Origin of the sequence: Bacillus sp. FS02, from assembly GCF_024398395.1 — a bacterium.
In the GTDB taxonomy this organism is placed as follows: Bacteria; Bacillota; Bacilli; order Bacillales; family Bacillaceae; genus Bacillus; species Bacillus altitudinis.
The window spans coordinates 78,793-91,886 of record NZ_CP074101.1 but is presented as its reverse complement, the minus strand read 5'-3'; the positions used below and the strand labels follow the sequence as shown (position 1 = coordinate 91,886).

The window sequence follows — 13,094 nt, the reverse complement described above, 5'->3', positions numbered from 1 at the left end:
TACAGTCATTTTGAACACTCCTTAATGGCCATTAGATATCCACTTTTCAAGCACGTTGATAGTCGTTTGTTTGGCTTTCTTAATGACTACTTCTGCATCCAGTTTGTAATAATCTGGTCTGAATAGCTCAACAGATACGACACCGTCATATCCTTTTTCTTTTAAGATGCTAAAAATCCCTTGAAGGTCGATGACGCCTTCACCTGGCCATACGCGATCTTCATCTGTTAAAAAACCGATCGGGAAATCCTCTGTATCATCGATATGGACGATAAAAACTTTTGAAATATCAACCTTTTGTAAATCCTCTAAACGTGAGCCCATTGCATGGAAATGAAAACAGTCTAGAACAAGCCCTACATTGTCACAATTGACCTCTTCAATGATTTTGTATGCTTGAGATAATGTGTTGACAGTACAATCAGGGTGACCTACAAACTCTAAAGCGATTTTCACTTTATATGGTGCAGCAAGTATAGAAAGTTCTTTTAACACGCTTACACAGCTTGTATGAATGTCTGATTTGAGAAATTTTTCTTTTGTTACAAGAGGAACAGCAACGATGTAAGGTGCACCAATTGCTTTGGCCGTTTCAAGCATGTCTTTAAATGTTTGAATGGTCGTTTCGTATTCTTCTTTTGATTGATTATTGAAGAAGACGAGAGCATTTAAGGCAAGTGGTTTAATTGTGGTTGATTGAAAATAGTTGTTTAGATCCTCAAGTGAAGAAGTTTCAAGGTATTCTGGTAATTTATCCATTGTTCGAATTTCAATAAAATCATAACCGTGTTTTTCGCAAAGATCTAAATCTTTTGATAAATTAGAATTTTCGAGAGTTGTCGCTTGGTTAAATGCAAGTTTCATTTATATACCTCTTTCATTAAGAAATCGTTTTATTATTTGATGTAACATCGACGCCTGAATGACCATGATTTCGGAAATTCGCTTCAAGCTCTTCTAATGTAAGCCCTTTCGTTTCTGGCAAGAATTTAGCAACAAACAATATTGACAAGATACCGAATCCAACGAAGATAAAGAATGTCGAAGACAACCCAAGTTGAGATAATAGAATAGGGAACGTTAGACCGACTAAGAAATTAACAATCCAAAGGCAGAAAACTGTGACGCCCATGCCGAGCCCTCTAAGGCGGAGTGGGAAGATCTCAGACAACATGAGCCAAGTTACTGGAGAAATCGCACCTTGTTGGAACGCTAGAAAGGTAATGGTTAATAACAACACAATATAAGGAAGTAATTCTGACCCAGCAAAAAGATTTGAAAAAATTCCGATGAAAAGTAATGTTGTCGTTGTACCGATTAATCCTGTAATGAGCATAGGGCGGCGTCCAATTTTACCTAGCAAGACAATTCCTACAATTGTCGCGATAACCGAAATAATACCATTTCCAATGTTACCAATCAACGCTGCTTTTGTATCAAAGCCGGCACCTCTTAATATCTCGGTTCCATAATACATAATAGAGTTGACACCAGTTATTTGTTGGACAATCGCAATCCCTACTCCGATGAGCACAAGTCTTCTCACCCAGGGTATTGAGAAATCTTTAAAGGTTGCTTTATTAAGGTTCATCTCTTTTTCGTAAGCATTCTCAATTTCACAAAGTTCTCTATTAGCATCTACATTTGAGCGAATTTTTTGCAGCACTTGAAGGGCTTCATCTCTTTTCCCTCTAGTGACAAGCCACCTTGGACTTTCAGGGACTCTTAGCATACCAAAGAATAAAATGATCGCTGGAAGAGCAGCGATTGGTAGCATAATTCGCCATACAAATGGATTTTCACCTAATAAGTTACCAATGATCGCATTAAAAACGAATGCAAGTAATTGTCCTGATACAATCATTAATTCATTTTGTGTAACGATTCTTCCGCGTTGATTTGCAGGTGACATTTCTGCTAAGAAAGTCGGCACTACAACAGATGCTCCACCAACTGCTAGGCCTAGCAGAAATCGGAAAATAATCATGATTTCTGCATTCGGTGAAACTGTACATCCGATCGTGGAAAAAAAGAACATTGCTGCAAGGGAAAAAATCGTTCTGCGCCTGCCATAACGGTCTGATAACCGACCGCATATCACTGCCCCAAATGCTGCCCCAAAAAGTAATGCGCTTGTCACTAGACCTTGTGTAATCGCTGTTAAATTCAGCTGGCCTGGTTGTGACATATATGGTAACGCCCCATTTAAGACGCCAGTATCATAACCGAAAAGAAGTCCGCCAAAAGTCGAAATTAAAATAATTGCCCTAAGATTTTGGTGTTGGTTGACTTGTTTATTCATGCTCGTTTTCTCCTGTTCTATTTTAAGTATGAATTGCTAATTTCTCATCAATATACTTACGAGCCAACAGCGCATATTCAAGTGGATGTGCAATTGAAGGATCTTGTTCAGCTTCGACCACAATCCATCCATTATAACCATTTTCTAGTAGAACGCGGTATACTTCTTCAAAATCAATGCATCCGTCACCTGGAACTGTGAAAATACCTTTTAGAAAGGATTTGAGAAACGATTGTTCTTCTTGCTTGCAAAGGTCCATTATTTCTTTTCTAACATCCTTAAAGTGAACATGATGTATGCGGTCAATATGTGTATGCAATAGGGGCATATAATCGCCATCTGATACGAAAATGTGACCAGTATCATATAGAAGATGAACATATTTTTCGTCCGTTCCTTCTAATAAACGAGTAATATCTGATAAGGTTTGAACCCCTGTGCCAAGGTGATGATGGTACACAAGTTTCAGGTTGAAAGCGTTAGCAATTTTACCTAACTGATTTATTCCTGTGCAGAGTAACTCCCATTCTTTATCCGAAAAAGTGGGTTGATCTTTGTAAACACTCACTTCTTTTTTTTGTATAGAGTACGTTTGTTCAGATACAACCGCTACACTTGCATTTACTTCTTGTAAATATCGGCAATGATCAGTAAATTTTTTTTTCGCTATCTCTAGTCCGTCTTGTATGATGTAACTACTAAACCACTTGCCTGCAATTTTTAGATTACGTAATTGAAGCTCTTTATTTAAAATGGTGGGTTCGGGGAAAAAACCACCTACTTCAGTTCCTTGAAAACCAGCGACACATATATCGCTTAATAAGTGAGACAATGTATTATCAGCCCCTATCGTTGGAATGTCATCATTTCTCCAGCCGATTGGAGCGATTCCCCATAAGATACAGTTTGTGTTAATCACGCGTTTGTCCGCCTCCTTTATGATTAAATGCTAAAGTTTTAAAAATAATCATGAGTTAATCAAAAGTTAACCATGTTTTTGGTAAACTTTTGATTAACTTTGAAATAATCATAATATTAAAAGCGCTTTCAGTCAATTGTTTTTCAGAATTTTTTCATTTTTTATCGATAGATGAAAAAAGCCTGATGCAATTGCACCAGACTAGACACCTCTCTACAAGGCTATACATTGGATTTAATTTTAATCATAGCTTCTCCATATTGTCGCATGGCACTATGGAGTTCTTTCAGCATAGCTTGAATCTTTCTTTTCAAAATTCATAACCCCTTTATGCTTCATTCACCTTTCATTATGAAGATGATGATTTTGTTTGGCAAAGTGAATGTATGCGTCAACATTCATCATGAAAGCGTAAACAACGATTGAAAACAGATGTATGTCTCATTTTCCTGCAAATTTTACAGTTATCCTTTACTTTGAATATATTTCCTGAAGGTGGCTTCTTTAATTTAGCATGGGAGAATACATGATTTCTTTTAAAACATTAGCCAACATACTATAAGAACTTGAGGCGGATCACTTAAGAATATCCCCAAGTGCCTCCAAAAGTAGAATATAGTTTATCTGAAAAGGGCTTATCACTGATGCCTGTATTAGATGAGATATGTTATTGGGGAGAGGAACAAATGAAAAATAATTAGGTAGAGTGGAAAGAAAGCTACTACGGTTTAAACATGCTTTCTAAAGTAGCTTTCTTCTCATCTTATATCAATCCGATTGGCTCATTTTGTTGATGCGCTAACTCCATTCCTTCTGCCAGATAGAGAGCGTTCTTCTTATCTAATCATGCCAACTGTGAATCAGTTGACGTAATCTAACTGCAACGGTCTTACAAACATCTTTCTACCAGAGTCCTAAGGTTATTTTGATTTAATCCCTGCCCCACAAAGAGGTATGATAATGGTTTCTTCTGATTCCTTTTGATATTTCATGTAACCCGCAAAATTGATGGCAGATGTCACTTCGACATAAAATCCTTTCTCACTCAGTTTAGAGCGTGCATGTATAATTTCTTCTTCTTCAATATCAATAAACGTACCATTCGTCTTGTATACAGCTTCTAAAATTTGTTTAGAACGCGCTGGGGCAGCAATAGCGATCCCTTCTGCTACAGTCCCTTTATTTGTCACAGGTGTTGCTGATTCTTCTTCATTTTGATAGGCTTTCACAAGTGGTGCGCAGTTTTTCGCTTGTACAGCAACAATTTTCGGTATTTTATGAATGAGACCATTTTCGAATAACTCTCTAAAGCCATAATATGCACCGAGCAGCAGAGTGCCGTTTCCAACCGGAATGATTAAAGCATCCGGTGCTCCTTTTAGTTGCTCATAGATTTCATAGGCGTATGTTTTTGTACCTTCGAAAAAATAAGGGTTATAGACATGGCTTGCATAAAAAACGTTTTCCTCGTCTACTGCCTTTTGGGCCGCAGCTGCAATGTCCTCTCGTGTACCATGAATTTCTTTAATCGTTGCTCCGTGGGCTTTTATTTGAGCGACTTTTTTAGGTGACGTTTGATCACTTAGATAGATGTCACAGGCAATACCACAACGCGCCGCATACGCAGCAATTGCCGTTCCTGCATTCCCGCTGCTATCAGCAATGACTTTTGTTACCCCTAATTCCTTAGCTTTTGTCATTAACACAGCTGCTCCACGGTCTTTAAATGATAGTGTCGGCATCATATAATCAACTTTTACATAAGTGTTTGGCTCATTAGGATCTAGAACGATTAAAGGAGATTGGCCCTCGCCCATTGTCACAGTTTCCCACGTCTTAGAATCTTTTGGAAATGGCATGGTTTCAACATAACGCCATAATGAATTTGGATAGTGATCCCAAGCTGTGACGTCTATTTTCGGGGTATCTTTCACTAGATTTAATACTCCACCACAATCACATTTCCATAGAGTTGGTGTCATCTCATATTTTTTCCCGCAATGGTTACAAATTAATTGATTCATTCATCATCTACCCCTTTGAATATTTTTTTATACAAAATATAATTTTTTATATAGGGTGGTCAAAAAAATATTCTAAATATATGCAATGGCATCCATTTCAATTTTGAAACCAAAATGTAATTCATTCGTTGGTACAATCGTACGTGCTGGTTTATGTTCACCGAAAAATTCGGTATAAACCGCATCTACTTTGTCCCATAATTCAATATCTGAAATGTATAATGTCATGCGCAAAATCTTTTCTTTTTGACTTCCAGCAGCCTCTACAATCATCTCTACATTCTTAAGCGCTTGTAATGTCTCTTTTTCAATGGGGCCGAACTCTTTTTCTGTCGTTTCAGGATTGATGGCAAATTGTCCCGACACATAGACCGTGTTTTGATGAATGGTTGCGAATGCATAGTGTCCGTTTGATTTTAGATTTCCTACCTCGAGTATGCTTTCCATGTTGACACTCCTTACCTCGATTTATTTTTGATTTCATCCAAATAGCTATAGACGGTTACTTTGGAAATACCTAACATAGATGCGACCTTCTCAACAGATCCTTTCATTAAAAAAATGCCCTTTTCATCCATAAATTTGATTAGTTCAATTTTTTCATGACGTTTCATGACTGGGTGAACACTGTTTTGAATGATTTGTTGAATCAATTGATCTACTATTTCTTCCACATTTCCAAGTTCATCATTTGATGTTGTTTCTTTCTCTTGAGCTTCCACCTGTGTAGTAAGAAAAGTATCCATAAATTGCTGCATTTGATTCAGTGCTTCAACATCAAAATTGATACAGAAAGCACCGATCACTTTTTGCTTTGAATCACGTATTAATGAAGTCGAAGAACGAATCGTACGCTTATCTTCTGTTACAAATGTATAACCAGCCAGATAATCTTCTTTAAAATCTTCTGATTGTAATACAGTCTTGACTAGATGATCAAATGATTGGCCGATTTCTCTTCCTGTCACATGGTTATTTACTGTAAACATGACAGATGCTTGAGGATTTGTTAAATCATGAATCACCACTTCACAATTTGGTCCAAACATTTTTGCAGTAGATTTTGCTAAAGGAATATAACTCTCTAATAACTTTTTAATATGTTCCATGCCTAAGCACCTCATTTTTTTATTCCACTAGATTATATAATTTTTTATATATAAAAACAATATATAGATTTATTTATATATTGTAATGCTCACAAGATCACAAATATGAAAATCACCACATAAAAAAAGCAGCCATTGACTGCTTTTTGCTTATGCTCCTTTCTAATTGTCTTCCTGCTGGATTCCATACAAAATGACGTCAATTCCCCATCGGAATCGTTCCATTGATACGGTATCACCTGCAAACATTTCTTCTTTTACACGATGAATGAAAGGAAACTGCGTTTTGTCTGCTTGAAGAAATGCTTTTTTTGTGTCTGAAATCTGTGAAGAGCCTTGTTTCTTCCAAGAGACCTTTTCGTAAGCTACAGAAGATACGTATAACAGCAATAGGTCTACTCCCCATGCTGCGGATGTAGATTTGATCCCGCCTTCATGCAATGCAGCGAGAATACGTTCGGTCAATTGAAGAAAGTTCGTTCCTTGTGGAATGGTGGAAAGAGAAATTTCAGCGAGACCCGGTTTTTCGAATAGCAGTAGGAAATAAGTATGCAATATGTCGAATAACTGTTCTTTCCATGTGCCATCCTCTGAATCTGGATAAACCATTTGTCCGAGACCATAATCCAATACGTAAGCACTGAGTTCTTGAACATTGTTCACGTAGACATACAAGGATGCAGGTCCCGTATCCAATGCTTTAGCCACCTTACGCATACTCATGCCCTCTATCCCATGCTCCTTAAGAAGCTCATAGGCCGTTTTCACAATAAGCTCACGGCTTAAGGGTTCTTTAGCCGGCCGAGACCGGCGACTGATCATACGACGATTTGAATTGTTCATACTCTCTTTATAACATGTCGAAGTAAAATAGTAAATTGAGCATCAATCATCATCCTTTTGAAAAGAATTCATCATATCTGCAAGCTTGACCGCAGCGTCTTTTGAAAAACACAGTTTTAAACTATTCTCCGATTCATGCGCTTTTTCCGATGAATATTCATACATCATGTCTTCATATTCTTCAATCGCCTTTTCAATATGATGAGGATGTCGGACAATAGCAAGTGCTAGCTCCCTTGCATCAAACATCGCCATGTTCACACCCTCGCCTGCGAATGGCGACATGACGTGAGCTGCATCACCGATAAGCGTTACTCCTTTATGACGATTCCATTTAAAACCGGTAGGAAGCGTATAGATCCGCCTTGGAATGATGGCATCTTCTGCATAACGAATATAGTTTTTCAGCTGATCATCCCAATCACTAAATAACGCTAATAATTGTTCTTTTGCTTCTTTCGCTTGATGAAACGGTATACCACAAGTCTCGATCCAATTGCGTTCTACCATAAGGCTTGCATACACTTTGATTCGGCCATCTCCATTTAACTGCCCAATCAGTCCTTTGTGGTCTGCCAAAGCAAACATCTTACCTCGTTTATTAAATTCAACTAAATCAGGGTGGTTCTCCTCTACGCTTATGACATTCAGTTCTAGCATCGTGAGCCCAGAGTATTCAATCTCAATATCTGTTAACAGAGGACGCACACGAGAAAAAGCACCATCAGCCCCAATCAAAAGGTCAACTGTTTCGACAACTCCGTTTTCAAAATGAAGCTCGGTCATACCACTTTCTAATGAAACGCATCTTTCTAGTTTATATCCATATTTGATGGTTTCAGCATCAATTTGTTCTAATAGTAGTTCACATAACACACCACGATCAATTTCCGGGCGAGTACCTTTTTGATCTGATTCCGTTTCTTCATCTAAATAAATTCTTCCTGATTTATCAAGTAATCGGAAATCTTCCCCTTCATAGCGGGCATTCCTTTGAAATTTCTCATAAACTCCTGCTTCTTTTAAGGCTTTTTGACCTGTTTCTTCGTGAATATCTAGTGAGCCCCCTCGTTCAAGGCTCTTGTCATGCATCTCCCGTTCATAGATGGTTGTTTGTATACCGTAATTTTGCAAAATTAAGGCAAGTGTTAGTCCCCCAGGTCCTCCTCCAATGATAGCGATTTGCTTTTGATTCTTAGATAATGACGTCATCTTCTGCATCTCCTCATCCCTTTGTGGAAAGCGTTTTAAATTTCATTTATATTATAACGAACACCGTTCGTAAAGAACAGTGTTTGTTTAAAATTGTTTGTTGTACGATTGTGTTTTCATGAAAAGAAACCAATCGCCCACCATCATATGATACACTCCATTTAGGACGGTTAAAGGTTGTCGAATCATAACAATGATACTTAGATCAGTAGGTCTCCATTGTTCTCACTCTAAGTGTAAGAGGTGTTTCTATGAATAAATTATTGGCCATGTTGATATTAGGATTAAGCTTTAGTGGTGCTGCGCTCATTCTTTCAGTCCCTTTGTTATTCAAACCGAAACCAGAACAATTTGAGTTGGTGTTTGCTGCTGGATCGGCGGGCGCTTTCGCAGTATTCGCTGTCTCATGCCTAGTTCTTCGAAAACGATCCAATCGCTAAAAAACCTAAACAAAATCCACCATTATAACAATGGAGATGTGTTTAGGTTTTTGTGGTTTTTTAATATGAATTTAAAGAATGTGGTATAAGCTGACACCGATACTGAGAGCGAATAAAACAAGTGCAGGGATTGCTTTTTTAAAGGGATCTTTGGCCAATACGATCAAAGTAAATGCAGCTGCCAGCATCGTACCTCCTAACAATAAGCCTGATAATAATGCTAATGTTGGGATCCATATGCCGACTAGCATTCCAGCAGCGCCTATTAACTCAAGAGCCCCTGTTAAAACATTGAAAAATGCAGGTAAACCAAATCGTTTGAACTCTTCTGCCATTTTTCCAGATATGATTTTCGTTCCTGTGAGGAAAAAGAAAACAGCCAATACAATTTGTAGAATAAGAATGAAAATAGTGATCACATCTTTCTAAGTTATTTGACCAGAAAGGGTCGCTTAATGGACACCGGTTTCTGGGGCCATCTTGATAAAATCTCACTTCCACATTGAATAGTTGAAATTTATATGTCATAGCATATATCGTGCGAAAATAGAGGTTGTTTCTACCTTACAGATTTATCAAGATGGATAGTCTGAATAGAATAATTTGTTTAAAAGTAATTTTAATTGTTCAATCTCTTCATCACTTAATTGATTTGTCACAGTTTGATGTGCATCCATGACGACAGGAAGAATCTCCTTTTTGATCTCGTCCCCTTTTTCTGTTAAAAACAGGTGATGCGAGCGCCGGTCTTGTTCATTATAGATTTTTTTGACAAGCCCTTTTCGTTCCATTGACTGGATCATTCTTACGACAGTGGTTTGATTTTTATCAATGCCTTCTGCCAATTCTTTTTGAGTCACGCCTTTTTCACGGCTAAGAATACTGATAATACTCCACTGCTCTGGTGTAACACCGTATGGCTTTAACCTATTCGTAAAATAATTCGTCATTTTCACATCAGTGCGATGAACGAGATAACCTATTAAATCATGTAACTTCATGTAAACACCCTCTAATCATTTTATATGCTATAGCATTTATATTAGTGGAGCGGTTAAACATTGTCAAATTGTCTACATGTTATGCTTAAAATCAATTCCTGACATGATATACGGCAATGTTGATTTGATAAATTCTTCTGAAGATATGTGCGAACTATTTTTTCTCCACTCAACAGAAGCTCCGTGAATTCCCCAGCTTAAAAAAACAGCCGTGACCTTCAACACTTGCTTTTCGACATTTGTATATTGATTCACTAACAAATGATAAAAAATAATTTCAAGCTGTTCTCGAACAATTGGAGCAAGTTCAGTTTCATATTCTACTTGGCAGCGGTTATGAAGAGATTGTTGGAAACTGGCTAGCGCTTTAAAAATATTCATCATTGTATCTTCATCTAGTTTACTATTGTTAAAATTGATACTTTCTAAATTAATTGACAATACTTCTGAGAGTGTTTTATCTAATAAATCGTATTTATCCTCAAAATGATAATAAAACGTGGCTCGGTTAATCATGGCTTCTGCTGTCACATCTTTCACCGTAATATCCTTAAATTCCTTTTTCGATGAAAGCTTCATAAAAGACTCCATGATTAATTTGCGCGTTCTTAATACACGCGGATCTGTCTTTGGCTGCGTCATCTTCTTCCCCCCTTCTTTTTAAACACATGCTTGAATCTGTCGGATAAACAACAAATTGAAGAAATTATTGGTGTTGATCTCACTCATTCTGTCTTAAGATTCAATTGTAAAGCAAATGATGACTTGATTCAAACAACTGAACAGGACATATTTTTCCCTGAAAAATTGAGGAGGAAACAACTTGAAAAATAATGACATGTTTTGTGATTTAGAAACTGGTGTATGCGGTGTAGGTGAAGAAGATATCCAGGTCATTGACTTTCACCAACCTAAAAAAAACATTACGCTCTACTATGTAACAGATCCAATTTGTTCTCATTGCTGGGCAATTGAACCTGTCCTGCGCCGATTTAAAGAGCAATACGGACATTATTTTCATTTCCAGACTGTGTTAGGTGGACTGCTAGAGAAATGGCATGACGGTCCAATTGATCCTGCGAACGGAATTTATAAGCCTGCTGATGTTGCGGGTCACTGGAGAGAAGTCGGAGAACATTCTCGCATGCCAATTGATGGGTCTTTAATGATTGACAATCCTGTTCAATCCTCCTACCCGTCCTCTCGTGTGTTTAAAGTGATTCAAAAACATCACGGTGATGAACAAGCTTATACGTTTTTACGCCGTGCAAGAGAAGCGCTATTTGCATTCAATCAAAATATATCGGATATTGCAGTTTTGATTGATATCGTCAACAACCTTGGATTGAACGGAGATGAGATTTTGCATGAAACGGAGCTCCCTAGCGGACAAGACTTATTAAATCAAGATTTTGCTCTTGTTCGAGACCTCGGTGCAAGAGGTTTTCCGACCATCATCCTCGTCAACGAAGAAAATAAAGGAGTTAAAATCACGGGTGGTCGACCATTAGACGTCTATATTGATGGTTTAAAGCAAGCTTTAAACACAGAAGAGCTTCAACCGAAGAAGCTCCCCGTGGTTTCTGCCTTACTCGAAAAAGAAAAATGTCTATTCTCTAAAGAGATTGAAGTGATGTACGATGTTGATCAATCGGATGTGCGATCTTTTATGGAGAAAGAACTTTCACAAGAATCGTTCCAAATGAAAGAAGTTCTAGGAGAACAGTATTTCACAACTTCAATATAAGGAGAATAACGATGGCTTACGTATTACAAGTAGATTTTAAGATGAATGGCCCTTTCGGAGATGAATTGGCAAAAGAGTTTTCTGATTTAGCGAGAAGTATTAATGAAGAGGATGGGTTCATATGGAAGATATGGACGGAGAGTCCTGAGAAAAATGAGGCTGGCGGAATTTATTTATTTGAAACAAAAGAAGAAGCTCAAACATATCTCGATATGCATTCTAAAAGAATCACTAGCTTTGGCATAACAGACATCAATGCGAAAATCTTTAATATAAACGCTGAGCTGACTCATATCACAAAAGGTCCATTAAAAACGCATTAAGATTAACACACGAAAAAAGAGCGGTTGTTGACTGCTCTTTTTTCTTATGAATGAAGTAAGATATTCAACTTTAAACCGATTCATTAAAAGGTTAGGATCAGCAGTTTCCCCTCTCCAGAGTTTAGTTTGTGAAGATGATCGGCTACGTACCTTACATCTTCTGCCTGTCGTTTACTCAAAATCCATCTGGATTCCTATGTAGCTACCGATTGGTTCTGGAAATGTGTCAAACCTTTTCGTTCTTTTATGCTCCTTTCATCATGAAAATGAATATCGGTTCTTTGCTGGCTGAGTATCGTATTGTGATATAATCTTGAGTCAAAGACAAGAGCTGATGGAAAATGAACTTGCTGAATGAACATCATGATGGTGAAAAATTTCTGAAGAAATGATAGGGTGATAGCGATGAGAAGACTTGAGTCTGGTATATCAGTAGACAACGAAGCATTTTCTGATGTGACCAGGTATGAAAACGAAACAATCAGCAGAACGACAATCATCAACTCAAATGTTCGTTTTCCTATTTTTTGGAGCTGTCACTTGGATCATCTTGTATTTGATACGTGTGATCTGACGAATGCGAGATTTTTTGCCGGTAGTACGATTGATCATTGTACTTTTAGTCATTCAGACTTGCGCTCTGTGGGCATTGGCAAAAACGAAGCTGTCTTCACCAATTGCGAATTTTCTTCCTGCGATATGAGGGGAATGACATTGGAGAATGCTACGTTTATCGATTGTACTTTCTCTAATTGTAGATTCAATGACCGTGTTTTACAGGCAGCGAACATCGTCAATTGTACCTTTGCTGGTAAGCTAATAGATATAACGTTTGAGGGAAATGGCAAACAAAAGCTGATCGCCAATTTTGAAAACTGCACCCTTGATGGTGTTCGTTTTTTAGGCTGTGACCTAGCGGTATGTATTCCGCCAGCATCCAAAAACCATTTATATGTTGAACATGTATCTGCACGTGTGAAAAAGGCCTTAGAGAAGATAGATGATGATCCTACTCTGTCTGATCATGATCGGAAAATACTAGTGCGGAGTCTGCGGAAGCTTGAACAAATGGAACAGTATATTTTTAACACGAAATATATGGAGAACATACATGGGGCCGCTTTTGTTGAACGCTTTTTCAGTCATCTTGGATGTAGCAAGGATCACATGTAAC

The 13,094-nt window shown here is 37.7% G+C and carries 15 protein-coding genes and 1 pseudogene; 5 read left to right on the top strand and 11 right to left on the bottom strand.

Annotated features, from left to right (window positions below):
- Positions 1 to 21: 21 nt before the first annotated feature.
- Genes KFQ09_RS00440 through iolE form a run of 3 tightly spaced genes read right to left on the bottom strand, consistent with a single transcriptional unit; the run spans position 22 to position 3,218 of the window.
- Complete coding sequence (locus tag KFQ09_RS00440) at positions 22 to 864, bottom strand: sugar phosphate isomerase/epimerase family protein (protein WP_255835925.1); 843 nt, start codon at positions 862 to 864, stop codon at positions 22 to 24.
- 16 nt (positions 865 to 880) lie between these two features.
- Complete coding sequence (locus KFQ09_RS00435) at positions 881 to 2,302, bottom strand: sugar porter family MFS transporter (protein WP_255835924.1); 1,422 nt, start codon at positions 2,300 to 2,302, stop codon at positions 881 to 883.
- Between the two features lie 22 nt (positions 2,303 to 2,324).
- Positions 2,325 to 3,218 (bottom strand): myo-inosose-2 dehydratase, encoded by an 894-nt coding sequence (gene iolE, locus KFQ09_RS00430; RefSeq protein ID WP_255836256.1) that lies wholly within the window; start codon positions 3,216 to 3,218, stop codon positions 2,325 to 2,327.
- A gap of 587 nt (positions 3,219 to 3,805) precedes the next feature.
- On the opposite strand from iolE, the pseudogene KFQ09_RS00425 reads away from it, so the two are divergent.
- A pseudogene (locus tag KFQ09_RS00425) lies at positions 3,806 to 3,922 on the top strand (winged helix-turn-helix transcriptional regulator); the annotation flags it as partial.
- 219 nt (positions 3,923 to 4,141) lie between these two features.
- Here KFQ09_RS00425 and KFQ09_RS00420 read toward each other — a convergent pair.
- From KFQ09_RS00420 to KFQ09_RS00400, 5 genes are all read right to left on the bottom strand, one after another.
- Complete coding sequence (locus KFQ09_RS00420) at positions 4,142 to 5,245, bottom strand: threonine synthase (RefSeq protein ID WP_255835923.1); 1,104 nt, start codon at positions 5,243 to 5,245, stop codon at positions 4,142 to 4,144.
- Positions 5,246 to 5,317: 72 nt separating this feature from the next.
- A complete protein-coding gene (locus KFQ09_RS00415) occupies positions 5,318 to 5,692 on the bottom strand; it encodes a RidA family protein (protein WP_017367342.1) in 375 nt (124 codons plus the stop codon).
- A gap of 11 nt (positions 5,693 to 5,703) precedes the next feature.
- Entirely contained in the window at positions 5,704 to 6,354 is a 651-nt protein-coding gene (locus KFQ09_RS00410; RefSeq protein ID WP_255835922.1) for a helix-turn-helix transcriptional regulator, read from the bottom strand.
- A gap of 162 nt (positions 6,355 to 6,516) precedes the next feature.
- Positions 6,517 to 7,176, bottom strand: coding sequence for a TetR/AcrR family transcriptional regulator (locus KFQ09_RS00405; RefSeq protein WP_203144401.1), 660 nt, complete (start codon positions 7,174 to 7,176; stop codon positions 6,517 to 6,519).
- Positions 7,177 to 7,239: 63 nt separating this feature from the next.
- On the bottom strand, positions 7,240 to 8,409 hold the full coding sequence (locus KFQ09_RS00400) for an FAD-dependent oxidoreductase (protein WP_255835921.1): 1,170 nt from the start codon (positions 8,407 to 8,409) through the stop codon (positions 7,240 to 7,242).
- Between the two features lie 251 nt (positions 8,410 to 8,660).
- On the opposite strand from KFQ09_RS00400, the gene KFQ09_RS00395 reads away from it, so the two are divergent.
- On the top strand, positions 8,661 to 8,849 hold the full coding sequence (locus KFQ09_RS00395; protein WP_255835920.1) for a hypothetical protein: 189 nt from the start codon (positions 8,661 to 8,663) through the stop codon (positions 8,847 to 8,849).
- 71 nt (positions 8,850 to 8,920) lie between these two features.
- Here the strand turns inward: KFQ09_RS00395 and KFQ09_RS00390 are convergent, their stop codons facing one another.
- The 3 genes from KFQ09_RS00390 to KFQ09_RS00380 form a co-directional block, all read right to left on the bottom strand.
- A complete protein-coding gene (locus KFQ09_RS00390) occupies positions 8,921 to 9,268 on the bottom strand; it encodes a DoxX family protein (RefSeq protein ID WP_216942464.1) in 348 nt (115 codons plus the stop codon).
- A gap of 156 nt (positions 9,269 to 9,424) precedes the next feature.
- Positions 9,425 to 9,850, bottom strand: coding sequence for a MarR family winged helix-turn-helix transcriptional regulator (locus KFQ09_RS00385; protein ID WP_255835919.1), 426 nt, complete (start codon positions 9,848 to 9,850; stop codon positions 9,425 to 9,427).
- A 72-nt stretch (positions 9,851 to 9,922) separates the two neighbouring features.
- Positions 9,923 to 10,492 carry a TetR/AcrR family transcriptional regulator gene (locus tag KFQ09_RS00380; RefSeq protein WP_255835918.1) on the bottom strand — a complete coding sequence of 190 codons (570 nt, stop codon included), beginning with the start codon at positions 10,490 to 10,492 and terminating at the stop codon, positions 9,923 to 9,925.
- A 181-nt stretch (positions 10,493 to 10,673) separates the two neighbouring features.
- Between KFQ09_RS00380 and KFQ09_RS00375 the strand changes: the two genes are divergently transcribed.
- From KFQ09_RS00375 to KFQ09_RS00365, 3 genes are all read left to right on the top strand, one after another.
- Positions 10,674 to 11,597, top strand: a complete 924-nt coding sequence (locus tag KFQ09_RS00375; RefSeq protein WP_138825833.1) for a DsbA family protein — start codon at positions 10,674 to 10,676, stop codon at positions 11,595 to 11,597.
- 11 nt (positions 11,598 to 11,608) lie between these two features.
- Entirely contained in the window at positions 11,609 to 11,920 is a 312-nt protein-coding gene (locus KFQ09_RS00370; protein WP_076821617.1) for a monooxygenase, read from the top strand.
- A 405-nt stretch (positions 11,921 to 12,325) separates the two neighbouring features.
- Entirely contained in the window at positions 12,326 to 13,093 is a 768-nt protein-coding gene (locus tag KFQ09_RS00365; protein WP_076821615.1) for a pentapeptide repeat-containing protein, read from the top strand.
- The last annotated feature ends 1 nt before the right edge of the window (position 13,094 follow it).

Bases quoted from the DNA above. Each gene is read 5' to 3' on its own strand.
- KFQ09_RS00440 (WP_255835925.1), bottom strand. From the start codon at position 864: ATGAAACTTGCATTTAACCAAGCGACAACTCTCGAAAATTCTAATTTA.
- KFQ09_RS00435 (WP_255835924.1), bottom strand. From the start codon at position 2,302: ATGAATAAACAAGTCAACCAACACCAAAATCTTAGGGCAATTATTTTA.
- KFQ09_RS00420 (WP_255835923.1), bottom strand. From the start codon at position 5,245: ATGAATCAATTAATTTGTAACCATTGCGGGAAAAAATATGAGATGACA.
- KFQ09_RS00415 (WP_017367342.1), bottom strand. From the start codon at position 5,692: ATGGAAAGCATACTCGAGGTAGGAAATCTAAAATCAAACGGACACTAT.
- KFQ09_RS00410 (WP_255835922.1), bottom strand. From the start codon at position 6,354: ATGGAACATATTAAAAAGTTATTAGAGAGTTATATTCCTTTAGCAAAA.
- KFQ09_RS00405 (WP_203144401.1), bottom strand. From the start codon at position 7,176: ATGATCAGTCGCCGGTCTCGGCCGGCTAAAGAACCCTTAAGCCGTGAG.
- KFQ09_RS00400 (WP_255835921.1), bottom strand. From the start codon at position 8,409: ATGACGTCATTATCTAAGAATCAAAAGCAAATCGCTATCATTGGAGGA.
- KFQ09_RS00395 (WP_255835920.1), top strand. From the start codon at position 8,661: ATGAATAAATTATTGGCCATGTTGATATTAGGATTAAGCTTTAGTGGT.
- KFQ09_RS00385 (WP_255835919.1), bottom strand. From the start codon at position 9,850: ATGAAGTTACATGATTTAATAGGTTATCTCGTTCATCGCACTGATGTG.
- KFQ09_RS00380 (WP_255835918.1), bottom strand. From the start codon at position 10,492: ATGACGCAGCCAAAGACAGATCCGCGTGTATTAAGAACGCGCAAATTA.
- KFQ09_RS00370 (WP_076821617.1), top strand. From the start codon at position 11,609: ATGGCTTACGTATTACAAGTAGATTTTAAGATGAATGGCCCTTTCGGA.
- KFQ09_RS00365 (WP_076821615.1), top strand. From the start codon at position 12,326: ATGAGAAGACTTGAGTCTGGTATATCAGTAGACAACGAAGCATTTTCT.